This is a genomic window from Burkholderia sp. BCC1977, assembly GCF_905339595.1.
Lineage (GTDB): Bacteria > Pseudomonadota > Gammaproteobacteria > Burkholderiales > Burkholderiaceae > Burkholderia.
This window is the reverse complement of sequence record NZ_CAJPGQ010000009.1, coordinates 80,032-103,811: the sequence shown is the minus strand read 5'-3', so window position 1 is coordinate 103,811 and position 23,780 is coordinate 80,032. Positions and strand designations below refer to the sequence as shown.

The 23,780-nt window shown below is 72.7% G+C and carries 9 protein-coding genes; 8 read left to right on the top strand and 1 reads right to left on the bottom strand.

The features are described from left to right. The first annotated feature begins 14 nt into the window (after positions 1-14). The 5 genes from U5771_RS10490 to U5771_RS10470 are packed head-to-tail and all read left to right on the top strand — an operon-like array spanning position 15 to position 5,814. The gene (locus U5771_RS10490) at positions 15-1,034 is read left to right on the top strand and encodes a TauD/TfdA family dioxygenase (RefSeq protein ID WP_322023897.1); all 1,020 of its coding nucleotides are present in this window, start codon (positions 15-17) and stop codon (positions 1,032-1,034) included. After that, positions 1,024-1,887: an ABC transporter ATP-binding protein gene (locus tag U5771_RS10485; RefSeq protein ID WP_322023896.1), complete on the top strand. Its 864-nt coding sequence runs from the start codon at positions 1,024-1,026 to the stop codon at positions 1,885-1,887. Before U5771_RS10490 ends, U5771_RS10485 begins: the two co-directional genes overlap by 11 nt. After that, positions 1,884-3,986: a Fe(3+)-hydroxamate ABC transporter permease FhuB gene (gene fhuB, locus U5771_RS10480; RefSeq protein WP_322023895.1), complete on the top strand. Its 2,103-nt coding sequence runs from the start codon at positions 1,884-1,886 to the stop codon at positions 3,984-3,986. Before U5771_RS10485 ends, fhuB begins: the two co-directional genes overlap by 4 nt. Continuing rightward, positions 3,983-4,783 (top strand): siderophore-iron reductase FhuF, encoded by an 801-nt coding sequence (gene fhuF, locus U5771_RS10475; RefSeq protein WP_322023894.1) that lies wholly within the window; start codon positions 3,983-3,985, stop codon positions 4,781-4,783. Before fhuB ends, fhuF begins: the two co-directional genes overlap by 4 nt. Further along, positions 4,780-5,814: an iron-siderophore ABC transporter substrate-binding protein gene (locus U5771_RS10470; RefSeq protein ID WP_322023893.1), complete on the top strand. Its 1,035-nt coding sequence runs from the start codon at positions 4,780-4,782 to the stop codon at positions 5,812-5,814. The genes fhuF and U5771_RS10470 overlap by 4 nt, the downstream gene beginning before the upstream one ends. 207 nt (positions 5,815-6,021) lie before the next feature. On the opposite strand, the gene U5771_RS10465 is transcribed toward U5771_RS10470, so the two are convergent. Further along, positions 6,022-7,767: a cyclic peptide export ABC transporter gene (locus U5771_RS10465; protein WP_322023892.1), complete on the bottom strand. Its 1,746-nt coding sequence runs from the start codon at positions 7,765-7,767 to the stop codon at positions 6,022-6,024. Positions 7,768-8,039: 272 nt separating this feature from the next. Between U5771_RS10465 and U5771_RS10460 the strand changes: the two genes are divergently transcribed. Genes U5771_RS10460 through U5771_RS10450 form a run of 3 tightly spaced genes read left to right on the top strand, consistent with a single transcriptional unit; the run spans position 8,040 to position 23,748 of the window. Next, positions 8,040-17,732 (top strand): non-ribosomal peptide synthetase, encoded by a 9,693-nt coding sequence (locus tag U5771_RS10460; protein ID WP_322023891.1) that lies wholly within the window; start codon positions 8,040-8,042, stop codon positions 17,730-17,732. A gap of 9 nt (positions 17,733-17,741) precedes the next feature. Then, positions 17,742-22,733 (top strand): non-ribosomal peptide synthetase, encoded by a 4,992-nt coding sequence (locus U5771_RS10455; protein ID WP_322023890.1) that lies wholly within the window; start codon positions 17,742-17,744, stop codon positions 22,731-22,733. Further along, positions 22,723-23,748 carry a GNAT family N-acetyltransferase gene (locus tag U5771_RS10450; protein WP_322023889.1) on the top strand — a complete coding sequence of 342 codons (1,026 nt, stop codon included), beginning with the start codon at positions 22,723-22,725 and terminating at the stop codon, positions 23,746-23,748. Before U5771_RS10455 ends, U5771_RS10450 begins: the two co-directional genes overlap by 11 nt. The last annotated feature ends 32 nt before the right edge of the window (positions 23,749-23,780 follow it).

Sequence of the window (23,780 nt, the reverse complement as noted above, 5' to 3'; positions counted from 1 at the left end):
GAAGAGGACGTTGCATGACCCTGCTTTCGTTGCCGACGCTCGACGACCTGCGTATCGAGCCGGGGCTGCCCACCGTCGTGTCGCCGCGCGGCGCCGACGGCATGTCGATCGACGAGGTCGCGCCGCTCGCGCATGCGATCGCGGCCGACACGCTCGAACGGGCGGGCGGTGTGCTGTTCACGGGCTTTCACGTGCCGTCGATCGATGCGTTCCAGCAGTTCGCGGCGTCGTTCGGCGATCCGCTGATCGGCTATGAATACGCGTCGACGCCGCGCAGCCAGGTCGAGGGCGCCGTCTACACGTCGACCGAATACCCGCCGCACCGCGCGATTCCGCTGCACAACGAGCAGTCGTACACACGCGAGTGGCCGCTGCGGATCTGGTTCCATTGCGCGCTCGCGGCGCCGAAGGGCGGGGCGACGCCGATCGCGGACAGCCGCGCCGTCTATCGCGCGCTCGATCCGGCGCTGGTCGCGCGCTTCGAGCAGCGCGAGCTGCTGTACGTGCGCAATTTCGGCCAGGGGCTCGACCTGCCGTGGCAGCAGTCGTTCGGCACCGACGAGCCGGCCGAGGTCGAGCGGATGTGCGCGGCGCGCGGGATCGAATGCGCATGGCGCACCGACGACGACGGCGAACTGCTGTTGCGTACGCGCGAACGCTGCCAGGCCGTCGCACGCCATCCGCGCACCGGCGACCGCGTGTGGTTCAACCAGGCGAACCTGTTTCACCTGTCCGCGCTCGACGACGACATGCAGGAAGCGCTCGTCGACGCGGTCGGGCTCGAGAACGTGCCGCGCAACGTGTACTACGGCGACGGCGAGCCGCTCGAGGCCGACGCGCTCGCGGAGATCCGCGGCGTGCTCGACCGCCAGCGCATCGTGTTCCCGTGGCGGACGGGTGACGTGCTGATGCTCGACAACATGCTGACCGCGCACGCACGCGACCCGTTCGAGGGGCCGCGCAAGGTGGTCGTCGCGATGGCGCAGAGTTACACGGTCCCGCGCGCGACCGAACGGAGGACCGATGACGCGTAGTACCGCCGCGCTTGCCGCGCGCGGGCTGATGGTGGGTTATCGCGACCATGTCGTGATCGACGGGCTGGACCTGTCGATCGCGGCCGGCCGCGTCACGGCGCTGTGCGGGCCCAACGGCTGCGGCAAGAGCACGCTGCTGCGCACGCTCGCGGGCCTGCAGCCCGCGCGTGCGGGCCAGGTCGACGTGAACGGCAGGCCGCTCGCGTCGTTTCGCCGTCGCGCGCTCGCGCGCGAACTCACGATGCTCGCGCAGTTCAACCAGATTCCGTCGGGACTGACCGTGCGCGAACTCGTCGCGTACGGGCGCTACGCATACGGCGGCTTCCTGCGCGGGCTGTCGCGCGCCGATCATGCGGCGATCGACGAGGCGCTCGACACGAGCGGCCTCGCCGGCGACGCCGAGCGTGACGTCGGCGCACTGTCGGGCGGCGAGCGGCAGCGCGCGTGGATCGCGATGGCGCTCGCGCAGCAGGCGCCGATCGTGCTGCTCGACGAGCCCACGACCTATCTCGACATCCATCACCAGCTCGACATCCTCGACGCGCTGCGCGCGCTGAATCGCGCGCGCGGGCTGACGATCGTGTGGGTGTTGCACGACCTGAACCAGGCGGCTGCGTACAGCGACGACATCGTGCTGATGCGTGCCGGCCGCCTCGTCGCGCAGGGCTCGCCGGACGCGATGCTGGAGCCGGCGCGGCTGCGCGCGGCGTTCGGCGTCGACATGCTGAAGCTCGCGCATCCGCAGACGGGCGCGCCGATGTGCGTGCCGGCCTACGGGCTGCCGGCATCCGGCATGCCGCACGCGTTCGATCGCGCCGTCGACCCCGCCGTTCACCCGGACATCGCCGTATGACGACGTTCGCGATGCGCAAGCGGCTCGCGGCGCGCGGGCAGGGCGCGGCAGCCGGCCGCCGTGCCGGCGCGCTCGCGCTCGGCCTCGTCGCGCTGATCGCCGGGCTGGCGGCGCTGCGCGTCGCACCGGACCTGCGCGTGTGGTGGAACGCCGTGCCGGGCAGCGACGCTGCCGCGCTCGCGGGCGTGTTCCTGTTCGATCTCAACCTGCCGCGCGTCGCGGCCGCGCTCGTCGCGGGTGGCTGCCTCGGCATCGCCGGTGCGCTGTTCCAGGCGCTCACGCGCAACCCGCTCGCGTCGCCCGACCTGCTCGGCGTGACAGGCGGCGCCCAGCTCGGCCTGCTCGCGGCGATGCTGGTGCCGGCGCTCGCCGGTGTCGCGTCGGTGCCGCTGCTGTTCGTCTGCGGGCTGATCGCCGCCGCGTGCGCGATCGTCGCGGCCGGCGGCTGGCGCGCGACGCCGCTGCGGCTCGTGCTCGCGGGCAGCGTCTGCATGCTGCTGTTCGCGGCACTGTCGACACTCGTGCTCGCGTTCTTCGAGCAGAACATCGCGGGCGCCGCGCTGTGGACCAACGGCAGTCTCTACCAGCCGGGCGCGACCGGGCTCGCGCTCGCCGCGCGCTGGCTCGTCCTGCCGCTGCTGGCACTCCCGTTCGTGATCCGGCCGCTGAATCCGCTCGCGCTCGGCGACGAGGCGGCGGCCGCGGCCGGCGTGCGCGTCGACGCGACGCGGCTCGCCGCGACGGTCGTCGCGGTCGCGTTCACGAGCGTGGCCGTCAGCATCGCGGGCCCGCTGTCGTATGTCGGGCTCGTCGCGCCGAACCTGCTGCGCCAGGTGCGCGGCGCACGCGCGGCCCGGCTCGGCGTGCTGGTGCCGCTGTCGGCGCTCGCGGGCGGTGTGCTGGTGCTCGTCACCGACAGCGCGGTGCTCGCGTCGGGCCTCGACGCGACGCTGTCGACCGGCGTCGCGATCGCGCTCGTCGGCACGCCGCTGATGCTCGCGATGATCCGGCGCGGCGCCGCGTGGTCGGGCGTGCTGCACGCGCAAGCCGAACGCGCGACCGGCGGCGGTGCGACGCGCGCGGTCGGCTGGCTCGAGCGGCTCGAGCGGCTCGGCTGGCCGCTGCGCGTCGCGCTGTTCGTCGCGGCCGGTGTGCTCGTCGTGTGCGTCGGCGTGTCGGCCGGCCCGGAATGGCTGTCGCCCGCGCGCTGGTCCGCCGCGCTGTCGGGTCACGATGCCGTCGCGCGCATGCTGATCGACCTGCGCATGCCGCGGCTGCTGTGCGCGCTCCTCGCGGGTGCGCTGCTGGCGGTGAGCGGGGTCGCGATGCAGAGCGTCGTGCGCAATCCGCTCGCCGGCCCCGAAGTGCTCGGCGTCACGCAGGGCGCGGGGCTCGTCACGCTGTTCGCGTTGTCGACGTGGCCGCTGATGGGGCACGTGACGCTCGCGGCGGCCGCCTTGATCGGCGGTGCGCTGTCGCTCGCGATCACGCTCGCGCTGAACCATCGGCATCGCTATGCCCCGCTCGCGGTCGCGCTGACCGGCATCGCGATCGGCGCACTGTGGACCACGCTCGCGCAATGGCTGATCACGCAGCAAAGCGTGCAGCCCGCGCGCTTCGTCGTGTGGCTCGTCGGCGGCACCTACGGCCGCGGCTGGGGCGAGGTGTCGATGTTGCTGCCGTGGTGCGTGCTCGCGGTGCCGGTATTCGCATGGCTCGCGCGGCCGCTCGACATGCTCGCGCTCGGCGACGACCAGGCGGCCGCGCTCGGCCTGCCGGTCGCCGCGCTGCGGCCGCTCGCGCTGACGATCGCGACGCTCGCCGCCTGCGCGGCCGTCGCGGCGGTCGGGCCGGTCGGCTTCATCGGACTGATGGCGCCGCACGTCGCGACCATGCTCGGCGCGCGCCGGCATCGCACGCGGCTGTGGCTCGCGGCCGCATGCGGCGCGCTGATCCTCGGCCTGGCCGATCTGGCCGCCCGCACGGTCGTCGCGCCGCGCGAAGTGCCGGCCGGCGTGCTGACCGCGCTGATCGGCGCACCGTATCTGCTCGGACTGCTGATCCTCGAGGGGCGCCGCGCCCGGCGCGCGGGGCGATGACGCCGGCGCTCGACGGCGCATGCGCCACGCGCTTCTCGACGTTCGCGCCCGAGCCGTTTTTCGTGCATCTCGACGTCGTGTGGCTGGGCATGCCCGACGACACGCACGCGCCGGGCCGGGTCGTCGTGCCGGTCAGCGCGCTGCCCGATCATCGCGCGGCCATGCTCGACGCGATGGTCGCCCACTACGGCGGCGATCCGGCGCAGCATGCGCGCGCGCTGATGTCGCAATGGAGCAAGTACTACTTCGGCCGCGCGGCGCCCGCCAGCGTGGTCGCCGCGCTGACGCTCGGCCGGCCGCTCGACATGGCGCCGGAACGCACCTTCGTCGCACTCGACGACGGGATGCCGGCCGCGCTGTATTTTGCGCCGGACGCGCTCGGCGCACCGTGCGACGCACCCGCGCCGCGCTATGCGGGGCTCGTCGCGCATCTCGGCGCGGTGATCGACCTGCTCGCGGCGATGGGCCGCGTCACGCCACGCGTGCTCTGGAGCAACGCGGGCAACCTGCTCGACTATCTGTTCGATACCTGCCGCTCGCTGCCGTGCGCGGCCGATCCCGTTCGCGATGCGGATTGGCTATTCGGCGCGTCCTGCGTCGATGGCGAACCGAATCCGCTGCGCTTGCCGGTACGCGATGCCGTGCCGCGCTCGCCGCTGTTGCCGACGCCGTTTCGCGCGCGCCGCGTGTGCTGCCTGCGCTATGAAATTCCTGGAGAGACGCAACTGTGTGGAAGCTGCCCCCTGCTATTGACGATGGACGACGCGGCGCTGGCCGAGCAGGACGCGATCCGGTGACGCATGCCGGCCGCCGTCATGTGCTCGGCGCACTGGCCGCGCTCGGCGCCGCGTACTGCGGCGCGCTGGTCGCGCCGGCCGTCGCGCTCGCCGACGACGCGCGCGGCGGGCAGGGCGGCACGGCCGTGCAACCGGGCCGCGCGCTCGCCGGCAATCCCGTCGTATCGCAGGCGAGCACGACGATGCCCGTGCGGCCGCGGCGCGTGGTCGCGCTCGACTTCATGTTCGCGGAAAGCGTGATCGCGCTCGACCTCGTGCCGGTCGGCATGGCCGATACCGCGTTCTACCCGGGCTGGCTCGGCTACGAGAGCGACCGGCTCGCGCACGTGACCGACATCGGCTCGCGGCAGGAGCCGGGGCTCGAGGCGATCGCCGCGGTCAAGCCCGATCTCATCATCGGCGTCGGCTTCCGGCACGCACCGATCTTCGCCGCGCTCGACCGGATCGCGCCGACGATCCTGTTCCAGTTCAGCCCGAACGTGTCGGAAGACGGCGTGCCCGTCACGCAACTCGACTGGATGCGGCAGATCTTCCTGACGATCGGTACCGTAACCGGACGCGAGGCGCGCGCGAAGGCGGTCGACGCGCAACTCGACGCGGGGATCGCGCGCAATGCTTCGCGGCTCAAGGCGGCCGGACGCGCCGGCGAACGCATCGCACTGCTGCAGGATCTCGGGCTGCCCGACCGCTACTGGGCCTATACCGGCAACAGCACGTCGGCGGGCCTCGCGCGCGCGCTCGGGCTCGATCCGTGGCCGAAGAAGCCGACGCGGGAAGGCACGCTTTACGTGACGTCCGCCGATTTGCTGCGGCAACGCGATCTCGCCGTGCTGTTCGTCACCGCGACGGGGATGGACGTGCCGCTGTCGTCGAAACTCGATTCGCCGGTGTGGCGTTTCGTGCCCGCGCTGCGCGAGCACCGGATCGCGCTCATCGAGCGGAACATCTGGGGGTTCGGCGGGCCGATGTCGGCGCTGAAGCTGGCCGACGTGATGACCGATACGATGCTGAAGCTGCCGGCCGTGCGCTGAACGAGCGGATTATCTTCGCGGGCAGGGCAGCGTGGCCGGGAACCGCGTCGTCATCCGCATGCTGCTCGAACGGGCCGCGGCATTCCGGCCGGGGTCATGCATACGCAAGTGCGCCGGACAACATTTCCTTCCGGCGCTTCCAAACCATTTGAACCGAACACCGCCTGCGCGCCGCAATGACTGCGCGCAGGCGGTGTTCACGCGTCCTTACGCGCTCAACGCGTCGACACCGTCCCGTGCGCGTGACCGCGCGGGTGTCGTGTCGCTGACGATCTGCCCGTTGTCGAGCTTCAGCAGGCGATCGGCGAGGTCGAAATAGCGGTCGTCGTGCGTGATCACGATCACGGCCTTGCCGCGCGCGCGCAGCTCGGGCAGCAACTGCTCGTAGAACACCGCCTTGAACGACGGATCCTGGTCGGCCGCCCATTCGTCGAACAGGTAGAACGGCCGGTCCTCCAGGTACGCGACGACGAGCGCGAGCCGCTTGCGCTGCCCGGTCGACAGCGCGCGGTTCGAGAACGCGCCGTCGACGACCTTCACCTTGTGATCGAGCGCGAGCTTCGCGACCAGCGCGTTGGCGCGCGCATCGGCCTGCGCACGCGCCGGATCGTCCGGATCGACGATGCCGAGCAGCGCATCGAACAAGTGAAAGTCGTTGAAGACCGCGCTGAAGCGCTGCCGGTACGCGGCGCGCTCGCGCCAGCCGATCGTGCGGCCGTCGACCTCGATCGCGCCTTCCTCCGGCTCGTAGAGCCCCGTCAGCACCTTCGCGAGCGTCGTCTTGCCGCTGCCGTTGCCGCCGACGATGAACACCAGTTCGCCCGGCTGGATCGTCAGGTTGATCGGCCCGATCCGGAACATCCGTTCGTCGCGCTCGTGGAAATACGCATGCGTGACGCCGCGCAGCGTGACGGCGCCGGCCGGCGGCACGTCGGGCGCGTCGCTGGCCGGCGGCACCGTGCGCAGCGCGCCGAATTCGGCCATCACGCCTTCGATGCGCCCGAGCGACACGCGCGCCGCATTGACGGTCGGCAGGTTGTTCAGGAGTCCGTCGAGCGGCACCAGCATGAACAGGAATACGACGACGTAACCGGCCGCCGTGCTCGCATCGGCATGCACGCCGAGCTGCGGCCAGAATGCGGCCGCGCCGAGGAACACATAGAACAGGAAGATGATCCAGCCGACGCCGACCGCATACGCGCTGAACGCGCGGCGGCGGTGGTCGCGCACCTCGCCGATCGCGGCGCCGAGCTGGCCGTCGACGAACTGGCGTGCGCGCGCGTCGTGCAGCTTCAGCTCCTTCGCGCCGGAGAACAGCGAGCCGAGATAGCCGAACAGGCGGTCCTGCGCCTGGCCGGCCGCTTCGAGCGACGCGATCGCGCGGCGATCGCCGGTGTGATAGCCGAGCGAGCCCAAGACGATCGCGGTGAGCGCGAGCAGGCACACGGGCCACGACAGCCACGCGAGATAGCCGAGGCAGCCGAACACGATCGAGCCGTGCATCACCAGGTTCGGCAGCGCGAAGAACAGCATCGACACGTTGGTCGCGTCGTCGGTCAGCACCGACTGCACGGGCGCCGCGCCGATCCGCTCGATGTCGCGCAGCTCGGCCGCGCCGACGCGCCGCGCGAGATGCACGCGCAGCCGCGCCATCGTGTCCTGCGACAGCCGGGCGAACAGCGTGCCCGACACGATGCGCGTGACGAGCGCGATCACCGCGCACAGCGCGAAGCGCCACGCGAGCGATGCGTCGGCCGCGCCGGGCGTCGCGAGCGCGCGGTTCAGCGTCGCGACGAGCAGCACGCTCGCGACGCCGTTGAGCACGCAGGCGACGAGGGCCAGCGCGAGCGACGCGCGGCTTTCGCGCAGCAACGCGAGGATCAGGCGGGCCGCGGGGCGGCCGGGGGAGGCGTCGAGGGACGGCGGGGAAGAAGGCTCGTGGGCGGCTGTCATCGGCAACGTCGGTAAATGAAGGGCAAGCAAATCATGCGGAAGCGGTGGAACTGACGTGAAAGCAGCGCGCGGGACGGGCCCGGTTGCGGCTTTCCTCCCTGATAGACGAACGGGCCGCGCAAATATTTAGCGCTGCCTGCAAAAAATGCCTCCGTGCGGCCTTTGCACGCAAAACGGTAAAAAATCGGCCGCGCCGTTCGTCACACCAGTGAAGCCGCCCCATGCGGCCCCGAGACTTGGCCCAAGCGGCCGGACCGAAGGACTTCACGCACATGACGAGTTTCCCGACTGCGTTGCATCACCGAATCCGCGAACTGGCGCGCCGTGCGCCCGACGCGCCCGCGCTCGCCGCGCCTTTCCAGAACGACCTGCGCCTGTCGCGCGGCGCGCTCGACGCGCGTGCGTCGCACCTTGCCCGCCAGTTGCGTGCGGCCGGTGTCGGCGCGGAAGTGCGGGTCGGCGTCTGCGTCGAACGCTCGTGCGAGCTGTTCGTCGCGCTGCTCGCCGTGCTGAAGGCGGGCGGCGTATTCGTGCCGCTCGATCCGCGTCATCCGGCTGCGCGCCTCGACTGGATCGTCCGCGATGCGCAATTGCGCCACGGGATCGTCGATGCGGCCGGCCGCGCGGCGCTCGGCGCGCCGTTCGAACACGCGTTCGACGCGACGTCCGCGGATGCCGCCGCCTTCGTCGACGACGCAGACGTGCCGGTGCATCCGCGCTCTGCCGCCTACATGATCTATACGTCGGGCTCGACCGGCACGCCGAAGGCGGTGGTCGTCGAGCACGGGCCGCTCGCCGCGCATTGCGACGCGCTCGCGGCCGCGCTGCCGATCGCGGGCGGCGACCGCCTGCTGCATTTCGCGTCCGTCAATTTCGACGCCGCGCACGAGTGCTGGCTCGCGCCGCTCGCGATCGGTGCAAGCGTGACGATTGCGCCGCCGCAGCCGTTCGCGCCGGACGCCGCCCATGCGCTGATGGTGCGCGAATCGGTCAGCGTCGCCGCGTTCCCGCCGGCCTACCTGCGCGAATTCGCGGCCGTCGCCGCGCGCGACGGCGTGCCGCCGGCCTTGCGCGTGCTCGCGTTCGGCGGTGAAGCGCTGCCGCAACAGGCATTCGAATTCGTGCGCCGCACGTTCCCGTCGATCCGCCTGATCAACGGCTACGGGCCGACCGAGGCCGTGATCTCGCCGATGCTGTGGCCGGTCGAACCGGGCGAAACGCCGCTGCTGGCCGCGGACGATGCGTATGCATCGCTGCCGATCGGTCGCGCGATCGGCCCGCGGGTCGCACGCATCGATAGCGACGAAGCCGGTGAAACAGGTGAATCGGGCGAGGGCGGCGAACTGCTGCTCGGCGGCGTATGTCTCGCGCGCGGCTATCACGACCGCCCGGCGCTGACGGCCGAACGCTTCATCCCCGATGCGGACGGCGAGCCCGGTGCCCGCGTGTACCGCACGGGCGATCTTGCACGCCTGCGCGCCGACGGCGCGTTCGATTACCTCGGCCGCCTCGACGACCAGGTCCAGGTACGCGGCGTGCGTGTGGAGCCCGCGGAAATCGCCGCATGCCTGCGCACGCACCCGGCGGTGGCCGACGCGGCCGTGGTTGCCGAAACCGGCAACGGGCCGACGCGGCTGATCGCGTGCGTCGCGCTGCGCGCGGCCGCCGACGATGCGGCGCTGAAGGCGCACGTGGGCGCGCAGTTGCCCGCCGCGTGGCAGCCGCACCGGTTCGTGCGCTGCGACGCACTGCCGTACACGCTGAACGGCAAGATCGACCGTGCCGCGCTGCGCGAGCGCATCGCCGCCGCGCGCGACACCGAACCACCGGCAGGCGACGCGCCGTGCACGCCGACCGAGCAGCAGATCGCCGGCCTCTGGCAGACGCTGCTCGGCCTCGACACGGCGCCGTCGCGCGACGACCGCTACTTCGCACTGGGCGCCGATTCGCTGGCCGCGATGCAGCTGCAGGCCGCGATCCGCGCCGCATTGCGCGTGAACCTGCGGCTCGACACGCTGTTCGCCGATCCGTCGCTGGCCGATCTCGCCGCGCAGGTCGAGCGCGCGGAACGCGAAACGGGCGAGCCGCTGGCCGCGATTGCCGCCCGCCGTGCACCGGCCGATGCCGCCGCATCGGGTGCCTCGCATGTCGATCGCGCCGCCTCGCTCGCACAGCAACGCTTCTGGGTGCTCGCGCAAACGCGCGACGCCAGCGCCGCCTATCACATCGCCGCGCACTGGACGATCGACGGTGTGCTCGACCGCGCCGCGCTGCAGCGCGCGCTCGATCACGTGATCGGGCGGCACGACGCGTGGCGCACGACGCTCGTCGACAACGACGACGGCATCGTGATGCAGCGCATCCATGCACACTTGCCGGTTGCGATCGCGACGCTCGACTTGCGCGAGCAAGCGCCGGCCGCACGCGACGCGGAAGCCACGCGCATCGCCGAACGCGACGCGGGCGCGCCGTTCGATCTGTCGAACGGGCCGCTGCTGCGCGCGACGCTCGTCGTGCTCGCCGACGCTCGCCACCGGCTGCTGTTGACCGCGCACCACGCGATCACCGACGGCTGGAGCTCGCGCTGCGCATTCGACGAACTGTCGGCCGCGTACCGCGCGTATGCGCAAGGCCGCGAACCGTCGTTGCCGGCACTGCCGATCCAGTACGCCGACTATGCGGACTGGCAGCGCGACATGCTCGCCGGCGGCGAAGGCGAGCGTCAGCTCGACTACTGGCGCGGCGCGTTGCGCGACGTGCCGGGCCCGCTCGCGCTGCCGGTCGACCGCCAGCCGGGCGCGACGCGCACGCTGCAGGGCGCACGCGTGTCGGTCCGCCTGCCCGACGCGGCCGCGGCCGACATACGGCGCCTCGCGCGCGACGCGCAGGCCACGGTCTTCACGGTGCTGCTGGCCGCGCTCGACGCGTGGCTGTCGCGCCTGACCGGCGAGACCGACGTGGTCGTCGCGGTGCCGGTCGCGCATCGCCAGCGCCCGGAAACCCGCGCGCTGCTCGGCCTGTTCCTGAATACGGTCGCGCTGCGCGTGCGCGTGGCGCCGATGCTGCCGTTCCGCGCGCTGGTCGACGCGGCACGCACGGCGGCACTCGACGCGGTCGCGCACCAGGACGTGCCGTTCGAACGCGTCGTCGATGCGGTGAAACCGCCCGTCAGGCGCGGCGACGAATGGCTGCGCGTGAAATTCGCGCAGCAGTTCGATGCGCGGCACGACAGCGTGCTGCCGGACGCGACCGCGGTTGCGACGCCGGGGCCCGATCTCGCCGCGCGCTTCGACTTCGCACTGGATTTCACCGACGACGCGCACGGCATCGAACTGGTCGCCGCCTATGCGACCGACTGCATCGATGCCGACACCGCGCGCGCCTGGCTCGACAGCTATGCGGCGCTCGTCGCGGCGGCCGCACGTGAGCCGCATTGCACGACGGCCGCGCTGCCGTGCGATGCGTCGCCGGCATCGCGCCAGCCGCGCGACGGCCGTGCGTTGAAGATCGAACACGCCGACATCGTCGCCGCATTCGCGCGACAGGCCGCCGCGTATCCGCATCGCGTCGCGCTCGCCGATGCGTCGGCCTCGCTGACGTTCGCCGAACTCGACGACGCGTCGAACCGCATCGCGCACGCGCTGACACTGCGCGGCACGACGGCCGAAGCCCCCGTCATCGTCTGCATCGAGCGTTCGGCCCGCTTCGTCGTCGGTCTGCTCGGCGCGCTGAAGGCCGGCGCGCTGGCCGTGCTGCTCGACCCGGCCCAGCCGGCCGCACGCCTCGCGGCAGCGGCCGCCGATTGCGGCGCACGCTGGGCGCTCGTCGCGCAGGGTCGGGATGGGGCCGCCTGGCCGGCCGGCAACGATGCACGGCCGCTCGACGTCGACACGCTCACGCAGGACGCGACGCTCGCGCATGCAGCCGGCGTACGCGTCGCGCCGCATCCCGGGCAGGGCGCCTATCTGATCTATACGTCGGGTTCGACCGGCACGCCGAAGGGCGTCGTCGTGTCGCACGGCGCACTGGCCGACTACGTGCAGGGGATGCTCGACGAGCTTGCGTTCGCACCGGATGCGTCGTTCGCGATGGTGTCGACCGTCGCCGCCGACCTCGGCCACACGACGCTGTTCGGCGCGCTGTGCGCGGGCCGCACGCTGCACCTGTTGCCGGCCGCGTGCGCGTTCGATCCGGACCTGTTCGCGGACGAGATGCGCCGCCGCGACGTCGGCGTGCTGAAGATCGTGCCGAGCCACCTGCAGGCGCTGCTCGACGCACGCGTGCCGGCCGACGTGCTGCCGCGCCATGCACTCGTGACCGGCGGCGAAACGCTGACGTGGGCGCTCGTCGCGCGCCTGGCCACGCTCGCGCCGGCCTGCCGCGTGATCAACCATTACGGGCCGACCGAAGCGACCGTCGGCGCGATCGCGTGCGACACCGCGTCGATCGCCGCCGATGCGCGCGATCCCGCGAGCGGCGTGCCGCTCGGCGGGCCGCTGCCGAATGCGCGCGCGCTGGTGCTCGACGCGTTCGGCGCGTGCGTGCCGGCCGGTGCAACGGGCGAGCTGTATCTGGGCGGCCCGGGCGTGGCGCGCGGCTACCTGAACCGGCCGGCGCAGACCGCCGAGCGCTTCGTGCCCGATCCGTTCACGCCCGGTGCGCGCCTGTATCGCACCGGGGACCGCGTGCGCCTGCGCGCGGACGGCCGTCTCGCGTTCCTCGGCCGCATCGACGACCAGGTGAAGATTCGCGGCTATCGCGTCGAACCGGGCGAGGTGAGCGCGGCGGTACGCGCGGCCGGCCCGATCGCGCAGGCCGAGACGCTCGCGCTCGAGCACGACGGCCGCCTGCGGCTTGTAACGTTCGTCGTGATGCGCGACGGCGCCGCATTCGACGAGGCGGCCATGCGCGCGGCGCTCGGCGCGACGCTGCCCGACTACATGGTGCCCGCGCAGTTCGTCGCGCTCGCACGCCTGCCGGTAACCGCGAACGGCAAGATCGATCGCGCGACGCTGCGCGAACTGGCCGCCGCGCCGGTGACGGTGGTCGCCGGCGACGCGCCGCAGGGCCCGGTCGAAACGGCGCTCGCCGAGGTCTGGCAAGCGGTGCTGAAGGCGCCGCACGTCGGCCGTGACGACAACTTCTTCGAACTCGGCGGCGATTCGATCCTCGTGCTGCAGGTGATCGCACGCGCCCGCAAGCGCGGCGTGCGCTTCACGCCGAAGCAGCTGTTCGACGGCCCGACGGTCGCCGAACTCGCGCGCATCGCGAAAACCGAGGACGTTGCCGCCGCACCGTCGGCAACGACAGCCGCAAGCCCGGCGCCGGCCCGGTCGGCACCGGCTGCCGCGGCGATCCTGACGCCCGCGCAGCAACGCTTCTTCGCACTCGACGTGCCGCATCCGGGCCACTGGAACCAGTCGGTCGCGTTCGACGTGCGCGGTCCATTCGACGCCGCTGCCTTCGCCCGTGCATTCGAGACGTTGCTGACCCATCACGACGCATTCCGCCAGCGCTTCGCGCGCGGCGCGGACGGCAAGTGGCACGCGAGCGATGCGGCGAAGCCGTACGACGCACTGCCGTTCGTCGAAGTCGCCGCACGCGACGACGCCGACGCATTGGCGCGCTTCGACGCGCTGCAGCGCCGCCTCGATCTCGGCCGCGGGCCGCTCGCCTGCGCATGCGCGGCGCGGCTGCCGGACGGCGCGACGCAGCTGTATCTGGCGATTCACCACGCGATCGTCGACGGCGTGTCGTGGCGCATCCTCCTCGACGACCTGGACGCCGCCTATCGCGCCGCATGCGAGCGCACGCCGGTTCGCCTCACGCAGCCGGGCCTGCGCGCGGATGCGTGGGCCGCACGCCTCGCGCGCGCCGCGACGGAGCCGGCATCGCCGTTCTCCGCTGAAACGGCTTACTGGGCCCGCATGGCACAGGGCGACGATGTCGTGCCCGATCATCCCGACGCACCGGCGACGAACGCCGACGCGGCCGTCGTCGTGCAGACGATCGACGCGGCCCTGACCCGCGCCGCGCTGACCGACGCGCACGCCGCGTATCGCACGCAGACGATCGAACTGCTGGGCGCGGCGCTCGCACGGGCGCTGGCCGGTGCCGACGGCGCCGCGTCGTGCCGCGTCGAACTCGAAGGGCACGGCCGCGAGGCGCTGTTCGACGATGCGGACGCGAGCCGCACGATCGGCTGGCTGACGAGCCACTATCCGGTGACGCTGCCGGTCGAAGCCACGGCACGCGACACGCTGTGCGCGGTCAAGGACACGCTGCGCGCGGTGCCGCACAAGGGGCTCGGCTTCGGCGTGCTCGCGCACTACGGCGATGCGGCAACGCGTGCGGCGCTGGCCGCCGTGCCGCGTCCGCGCGTCACGTTCAACTATCTCGGCCAGTTCGACGCGCCGCGCGACGCGACGCTCGTGCCGCGCTTCGGCGGCACCGGCATCGAGCGCGACCCGCAAGGGCCGCTCGGCAACACGCTCGCGATCCATGCGTACCTGGATACTGACCGCGACGGCGCACGCACGCTGAAGGTTCACTGGGTTTACGGTGCGCCGCAGTTCGAGCGCGCAACGATCGATGCCTTCGCGAATCGCTTTGCAGCCGCGCTGCGCGAGCTCGCCGACGCATGCGCCGCGCGTGTCGCGCATCGCGGCGGCGGGGCGACGCCGGGCGACTTCCCGCTCGCGCAGGCTGCCGGCCTGACACAGGCCGCGATCGAGCGCGCGCCGCTCGACTGGCGCACGATCGACGACGTGTATCCGCTGTCGCCGATGCAGCAGGGGATCCTGTTCCATGCGCTGTTCGCGCCCGGTCATGCCAGCTACGTGAACCAGCTCGTCGCGACCGCGACGGCGCTCGACGCCGACCGGCTCGCGGCCGCGTTCGGTGCATCCGTCGCACGCCACGACATCCTGCGCACCAGCGTGATGCCCGACGAGGCCGCACCGCTGCAATGCGTGCATCGCCACGCGCAGATGCCGGTCGACCAGCTCGACTGGCGCACGCGCGGCGACACGCTGGACACCGATTTCGACGTGTGGCTCGCGGCCGACCGCGCACGCGGCTTCGACTGGCGCGAACCGCCGCTGATGCGACTCACGCTGATCCGCGTCGCGGACGACGCGTGGCGTGTCGTCTGGACACGCCACCACGTGCTGCTCGACGGCTGGAGCACCGCGCGCCTGCTCGCGGACGTGCTGCGCGACTATCGCGATCCCGATGCGGTGTCGCCGTTCGCGAGCCGCCCGGCGCTGCGCTATCGCGACTTCATCGCGTGGCTCGGCACGCGCGACCGCGACGCGGACGAGCGCTTCTGGACCGGGCGGCTCGCGCGCCTCGACGCGCCGACGCTGATCGCCGAGCGCGTGGCCGACCGCGCGGACGCCGAGATGGTCACGTGGCGCGCGACGATCGACGCGGCGGCGATGACGCGTGTCGCGCAAACGGCGCGTGCGCTGAAGCTGACCGTCAATACGCTGGTGCAGGGCGCCTGGGCGCTCGCGCTGCAGCGCATGACGCACCAGCCGGCCGTCGCGTTCGGCGCGACCGTCGCGGGCCGTCCCGATGCGCTCGCGGACGTCGATACGGTGCTCGGTCTCTTCATCAACACGCTGCCGGTGATCACGGCGCCCGCGCCGCAACAACGCGCGGCCGACTGGCTGCAGGCGCTGCAGCGCGAGAACGCGGCAGCCGCCGAGCATGCGCATACGCCGCTCGCCGACATCCAGCGCTGGGCGCGCGGCGCCGGCGGCGCACTGTTCGACACGCTGGTCGTGTTCGAAAACTATCCGGTCGACGATACGGCGCGCGACGCCGATTCGCGCGCGCTCGCGCTGAGCAACGTGCGCAGCATCGAGGCGACCGATTTCGCGCTGACGCTCGTGATCGAGAGCGGCGCCGAGCTGACGATCGACTACGGCTACGACACCGCGCGCGTCGATGCGCACCAGGTCGAAACCTGGCACCGCGCGTTCGCGTGCGCGCTCGATGCGCTCGCCCGCACGCCGGATGCACTGCTCGGCACGCTGTCGATCGCCGATGAAGCGACACGCAACGCACTGGCGCTCGCGCAGGACACCGCGCTTACGTGGCCGGACGCGCAACGGCAGCCGCTGCATCTGCAATTCGCGGCCGCCGCGCAGGCGACGCCCGATGCGATCGCACTCGAGTACGCGGATGCCCAGGGCCACGTGCAACGCGCGACCTATCGCGAACTCGACCGGAACACGACACGCGTCGCCGCCGCATTGCGCCGGCGCGGCGTGCAGCCCGACACGCCGGTCGCGCTGTGCGTCGAGCGCTCGTTCGACATGGTGACGGCGCTCGTCGGCGTGCTGAAGGCCGGCGCCGCGTACCTGCCGGTCGACCCCGACTATCCCGCCGAGCGCATCGCGTACCTGCTGCGCGACGCGCGGCCCGCGGTCGCGATCACGCAAGCGCATCTGCGCGAGCAGGTCGAGGCCGCGCTCGGCGACGACGCGGCGACGCAACTGCTGACGGTAGCCGATCTGCTCGCCGACGAAGCCCACGAAGCGGGCGACGCCGACGCCCCGGTCGACATCGACGCCGCACAGCTCGCGTACCTGATCTACACGTCCGGCTCGACCGGCAAGCCGAAGGGCGCCGGCAACTCGCACGGCGCGCTCGCGAACCGGATCGCATGGATGCAGCACGCCTACCGGCTGACGCGCGACGACGTCGTACTGCACAAGACGCCGTTCGGCTTCGACGTGTCGGTGTGGGAATTCGTGTGGCCGCTCGCGACCGGCGCGAAGCTCGCGATCGCCGCGCCCGGCGACCACCGCGATCCGGCCCGCCTCGCGGCCGCGATCCATGCGCACGGCGTGACGGTGCTGCACTTCGTGCCGTCGATGCTGGCCGCGTTCGCCGCGTATCTCGACGATTTCTCGGCCGCCGCGCAATGCGACAGCGTGCGCCTGATCGTCGCGAGCGGCGAGGCGCTCGCGCCCGAACTCGTCGCGAAGGTCGCACGGCTGTTGCCGAACGCGACGCTCGTGAACCTGTACGGGCCGACGGAGGCCGCGATCGACGTGTCGCACTGGACCTGCGGCCCCGACGACGCGCGCGCCGTCGCCGTGCCGATCGGCCATCCGATCGCGAACCTGCAACTGCACGTGCTCGACGCGGCCTGGCAGCCGGTGCCGGCCGGCGCGACCGGTGAACTGTATCTGGCGGGCGCGGGCCTCGCGCGCGGCTATCTCGGCCGCCCGGGGCTGACCGCCGAGCGTTTCGTCCCCGATCCGTTCGCGCCGGGCGCGCGCATGTATCGCACCGGCGACCTCGCACGGCGTCGCGCCGATGGCGCGCTCGACTACCTCGGCCGCGTCGACACGCAGGTCAAGCTGCGCGGCCAGCGGATCGAACCCGGCGAAATCGAGGCGCTGCTGCGCACCGCGCCGGGCGTGCACGACGCGGTCGTGATCGTGCGCGACGCGCAACTGATCGGCTATGTCGCGCGCGGCGACGCGGGCCCGCTCGACCGTGCGGCCCTGCTGGAATCGCTGCGCGCGCAGTTGCCGGCCTACATGGTGCCGTCGCAGCTGATCGAACTCGACGCGCTGCCGGTCACGCCGAACGGCAAATGCGACCGCCATGCGTTGCCCGCGCCGGTGCGCCAGGCGGCCGTGGCCGTCGAACTCGCGACCGACACGGAGCGCGCGCTCGCGGCGATCTGGCAGCGCGTGCTGCACGTGGACGCGATCGGCCGCGACGACGATTTCTTCCTGCTCGGCGGCCACTCGCTGCTCGCGACGCAGGCCCATGCGCAGGCGAACCTGCACTGGGGCCTCGCGCTGCCGCTGCGCACGCTGTTCGACACCCGCACGCTGGCACGCTGCGCGGACGCGATCGATACGGCCTGCGCGGCCCGCGGCGAGACCGACGCGGCGAGCGCGATCGACGCGCTGCTCGGCGAACTGGAAACCCAATAAGGACGACGGATGACGAAGGTTCAACCCGACTGGCTCGCGCTCGCGACGCGTTTCGCGCAACTGCCCGACGCGCAGCGCGCCGTGTTCATCGACAAGCTCGGCGCGGCCGGCATCGACTTCCGCGTGCTGCCGATCCCGCCGCGCACGCTGCGCAGCGACCGCGTGCCGGCCTCGTTCGCGCAGACGCGGCTGTGGCTGCACGCGCGGCTGATCGACGCGCAGGACGCGTATCACATCACCGAGCGGCTCGCGCTGACGGGCCCGCTCGACACGCATGCGCTGCGGCTCGCATGCGATGCGCTGATCGCGCGCCACGAAGCGCTGCGCACGACCTTCGACGAAGCGGAGGATGGCGTCGCGCAGACGATCCATCCGCCGCTGCGCTGCCCGTGGCGCGAGACCGATCTCGAAGCACTGCCCGCCGCGCAGCGCGTCGCGCGCGCCGAACACGTCGCGACGGCCGACGAAGCCGACGCGTTCGATTTCGGCGCGGCGCCGCTCGTGCGCGCCCACCTGATCCGCTTCGACCCGGCGCATCACTGGCTCGCGCTGACCGTTCACCACATCGTGTCGGACGGCTGGTCGTCGGGCGTGATGCTGGACGAACTCGCGGCGTTCTATCGCGCGTATGCATCGGGCGTGCCGGTGCCGCTCGCGCCGCTGCCGATCCAGTACGCGGACTATGCGCTGTGGCAGCGTCGCTGGCTCGATGCCGGCGAGCGCGATCGCCAACTGGCGTTCTGGCGCGAACGGCTCGATCCGCAGCGCGGCGTGCTGACGCTGCCCGGCGCGGCCGCCCGACCCGCACGCCGCAGCGCGCGCGGCGCACGTCACGTGTTCTCGCTCGACGCACGCACCGGTGCGCAGCTGCGCGCCTTCGCGGCCGCGTCGGGCGCGACGCCGTTCGCGGTGCTGCTCGCGGCGCTCGACGCGCTGCTCGCGCGTGCGACCGGCGATGCGCGAATCTGCGTCGGCGTGCCGGCCGCGAACCGCGAACGCGCGGAAACGGCCGGCCTGATCGGCTTCTTCGTCAACACGCTCGCGATCGACGTCGACGTGCCCGCGCACGGCGATTTCTCGTCGCTGGTCGCGCGCACGCAGCGCGCGCTCGTCGATGCGCAGATGCACCAGGACGTGCCGTTCGAGCAGGTCGTCGACGCGCTCGGCGTGCCGCGCAGCGCGAGCCACCATCCGCTGTTCCAGGTGATGGCCGCGTACGGCGAGCGCCGCGCGCTGCCCGCGCTGGGTTCGGCATCGGCAGCCTTGCTGCCGTCCGGCACGCCGTCCGCGAAATTCGACCTGACGCTTGCCGTCGAGGCGACGCCCGACGGCACCTTCGATGCCGCGTTCATCCATGCGCTCGACCTGTTCGACGGCGACGCGATCGCGCGGCTGGCCGCGCGCTTCGTCACGCTGCTCGGCGATGCGCTCGCGCGCCCCGACATCCCGGTCGGCGATCTCGACTGGCTGCCGGCCGACGAGCTCGCGCAGCTCTTCGCATGGAACGCACCGGCGGGCGCGGCCGAAGCCGAACCGTTCATCCCGGTGCACGCGCGCATCGCCGCGCATGCGCACGCACGGCCCGATGCCCGCGGCGTCGCCGACATCGATCGCGCGCTGACGCGCGGCGAGGTCGATGCGCGCGCGGCACGCATCGCACGCAACCTCGTCGCGGCCGGCGTGCGGCCCGAAATGCGCGTGGGCGTCGCGCTGCAGCGCTCGGTCGACCTGCTGGTCGCGCTGATCGCGGTGCTGAAGTCGGGCGCCGCGTTCGTACCGCTCGATCCGGCTCATCCGCGCGAACGCCTCGCACAGATCGTCGGCGACGCGGGCATCGCGCACGTGCTGACCGACGGCGCGAGCGCCGCGTCGCTGCCCGAACTGCCGGCGCTGCGCGTCTGGCGCGCGGACGCAGTCGACGCGCTCGACGAAGCCGCGGACGTCGCGCTGCCGGACGTGCTGCCCGGCCATGCGGCATACGCGATCTACACGTCGGGCTCGACCGGCAAGCCGAAGGGTGTGATCGTGGATCACGCGGCGTTCGCGCGGCATTGCGTGGCGATCGCGCAGCGCTACGGCGCGGGCGAGCACGACGTGTTCCTGCTGTTCCAGTCGGTCAACTTCGACGGCGCGCACGAAGGCTGGTTCTCGCAATACCTGTCGGGCGCCGCCGTGTCGGTGACGGCCGACGTGCTGTGGCCGCCCGCGCAGACCTGCGCGATGATGGTCCGCGACGGCGTGACGATGACCTACGTGCCGCCCGGCTGCGCCGCGCAGCTCGCCGAATGGGCGCTCGCGCACGGCGCGCCGCCGACGCTGCGCTCGCTGACCGTCGGCGGCGAGGCGACGTCGCGCGAGGCGTTCGCGATGCTGCGCCGCGCGATGCCGAACGTGCGCGTGGTCAACGGCTACGGTCCGACCGAAACCGTAATTACGCCGACGCTGTGGATGTTCCGTCCCGGCGACGAGCTCGCGAAACTGGGTGACGCCGCCTATCTGCCGATCGGCACGCTGGTCGGCGCGCGCACCGCGCACGTGCTCGACGAGCGGCTGCATCCGCTGCCGGTCGGCGTGATCGGCGAACTGTACCTGGGCGGCGAGGGGATCGGCGTCGCGCGCGGCTATCTCGACCGTCCCGCGCTGACGGCCGAGCGCTTCGTGCCCGATCCGTACGGCGCGCCGGGCGCACGCCTGTATCGCACCGGCGACCTCGTGCGGCGTCGCGCGGACGGCGTGTTCGACTTCATCGGCCGCGTCGATCATCAAGTGAAGCTGCGCGGGCTGCGCATCGAGCTCGGCGAGATCGAGGCCCAGCTGGCCGCGCACGATGCGGTGCGCGAAGCGTGCGCGGTCGTGCACGGGCAGGGCGCGCAGGCACAGCTCGTCGCCTACGTCGAACTGACCGCCGATGCGCAGGCCGCCGCGCAACCGGTCGAAGCCGCGACGCTCGACGCGCATCTGCGCCGCACGCTGCCCGACTACATGGTGCCCGCGCAGCTGATCGTGCTCGACGCGCTGCCGCGCAACGCGAACAGCAAGGTCGACCGTGCGCGGCTGCCGGCGCCGGTGCGCGTCGAACGCGCATACCAGGCGCCGCACGACGGCGACGAAACCGCGCTCGCGGCGATCTGGCGCGACGTGCTGAACCTCGAACGCGTCGGCCGCGGCGATCACTTCTTCGAACTCGGCGGTCATTCGCTGGCGGCGGTGCGCGTCGCGACGCGCGTCGCCGAGCGGCTCGGCCGCGACGTCCCGGTGCGCGCGCTGTTCGAAGCGCCGGTGCTCGCGCAATACGCGCGCCAGGTGGCCGACGCGCCGCGCGCCGCGCACGCCGGCGCCGCGGCCCCGGGTGTCGCGGTGGTCAAACCCGATGCGCACGGCGTGTGGCCGCTGTCGCCCGCTCAGCTCGGCCTGTGGTTCCTGTGGCGCGCACAGCCGGACAGCGCCGCATACAACATCCCGGTCGCTTTGCGCGTGCGCGGCCCGCTCGACGTCGCTGCGCTGCGTGCGGCGTTCTCGGCGGCGGCCGCCGCGCACCCGGCGCTGCGCGCACGGCTCGTCGCGCGCGACGGCATGCTGCCGGGGCAGCGGATCGACGCCGCGGCACCCGTCGCGCTGCCGCTCGTCGACCTGTCCGCGCAGCCCGACGCGCTCGCCCGCGCGGTGGCGCTGACCGACGCCGATGCGCTCGCGCCATTCGATCTCGCGGCCGATGCGCCGCTGTGGCGCGCCCGCGTGCTGCGGCTCGGCGCGGACGATCACGTGCTGTCGGTGACGATCCATCACATCGTGTCGGACGGCGAATCGATCGAGCTGTGGCTCGACGCGGTGCGCGCACGCTATGTCGATCAAGTACGCGGCGAAGCCGCATCGGTTGCGACGCCGCCGGAAGGCACGCCGCTCGTGCTGCCCGCGCCGTGCCCCCCGGCCCGCGTCACGTACTGGCGTGACGCGCTGGCCGACCTGCCGTCGCCCGTGCTGCCGCGGCGCGCCGACGCGCCGGCCGTCCCGCAATGGCGGGCGGCGCGCATCGCGTTCGCGTTCGACGCGTCGCTGATCCGTGCCGCGCGCGACGCCGCGTCGGCTGCGCACGCGACGTTGCCGATGCTGTTGCACGCGGCGCTCAACACCGCGCTGTTCCGCGTGACCGGTGCGGCCGACCAGCCGGTCGGCGTGCTGGCATCGACGCGGGAGCTGACGGGCGACGCGGCGCGCGATGCGCTCGGTCTCTTCATCAATTCCGTGGTCGTGCGCACGCGGATCGACGCGGCGGCCCGCCGCACCGACGTGCTCGCCCAGGTGCGCGATACGGCGCTCGCCGCCTATGCGCATGCGGACGTGCCGTTCGCCGACGTCGTCGCGGCGCTGCGCGCGCCGCGTGCCGCGCAGGCCAATCCGCTGTTCCAGGTGATGTTCAACTACCTGCGCCCGACCGGCGCGGCCGAACGCGACTGGGCCGGCCTGACGCTTACCGACTTCGACGACGTGCGTCATCGCGTCGTGTTCACGCTGGAGCTGGACGTCGTCGAGCATCCGGACGGGCGCGTGAGCGCCGCGTTCTCCTATGCGGACGAACTGCTCGACGGCGGTTTCGTCGATGCGCTCGTCGAGCTTTACCACGATGAAGTCGCGCGTTTCGCCGGTGCGCCGGAAGCGGCACTCGGCGTGCCCGATGCGCTGTTCGCCGCGCCGGCGGCGGTCGCGGTCGCACCGGCCGGCCACGCAACCGCTGTCGCGGCGTCATCGCGCGCGCCAAACACGGTTGCCGCGCTCGCCGCGCTGTGGTCGGACACGTTCGCGACGGCCGCGCCCGCGCCCGATGCCGATCTGTTCGAGGCCGGCGCGACGTCGTTCGACGTGGTGCGCTTCGTCGATGCGGCGAGCCGCGCCGGTCACGCGCTGACGGTGGCCGACGTGTTCGCGGCGCCGACGCTCGCGGCGCTCGGCGCGCGTCTCGACGCATCGGCGCACACGCGACTGGAGGTGCGCGATGCTGGCTGAAGTGCGTCCGGACGGATTCACGATGCTCGATACGTACCGCCTCGCGTTCGCGGACGGCCTGTTCGCCGTGCGCGACGGCGCGGAGATCCGCGTCGCGCAGGGCGACGGCATCGGCGCGCAGTTGCTGCGCGCGCAACTCGGCGACGACGGCGGCCTGCGCCTCGTCGCATACAACCATCGCGCGGCGCCGGCCGATCAGCGCCGTGCGTTGCTGGCCGCGCTGGCCGCGGCGTTTTCGGACAGCGCGCGCCACGCGGCGATCCGGCTCGACCCGGCCGCGTGGCCGGCGGTCGCGCTCGATGCGCTGCGCGCGAGCGGCGTGCTCGCCGACGGCGGCCGGTGCATGCGCGAAGGCTGGGCGCAGCAGGCCGATCTGTGGCGCGTCGGCACGCATCTGCCGTGCGCGACGCTGCCGATGCTGACCGACGGCCGGCGTCATCCGCGCCGGCCGCCGGCGCCGCGCGGCGACGTATATGCGCGCGACCTGCCGGCGCTCGGCGTGCGCTTCACGCTGCGCGGCTGGCAGCCGGGCGAGGATGCCGCGCGCCTTGCGCACTGGTTCGACGAGCCGCGCGTGCGCGACGGCTGGCCGGGCACGCAGCCCGGCGCGGACGGCACGGCGCCCGATGCCGATCCGCACGTGAGCCCGCTCGTCGGCTGCTTCGACGGCGAACCGTTCGCGTACGTCGAGGCGTTCTGGCTGAAGGAAGACCCGCTCGCGCCGCACGTCGGCGCGCGCGACTACGACCGCGGGCTGCGGATGCTGGTCGGCGCGTCACGCTGGCGCGGCCCGCATTGCGTCGCGGGCTGGCTGCCGTCCGTCGTGCATTACCTGTTTCTCGACGATCCGCGCACCGAAGCGGTCGGCTGCGCGGTTCCGGCCGGCCGCGCGCGGGTCGTCGATACCCTCGCGCGGCATGGCTTCGCGCGGCAGCGCCGCCTGGCGCTCGCCGACGCGCAGCCGCTGTGGATGCGCGCGCTGCGCGAGACCTTCTTCTCCGGCCGTCACGTCTGACGGGCCGGATTCACTGACAAGGGAACTGAGAG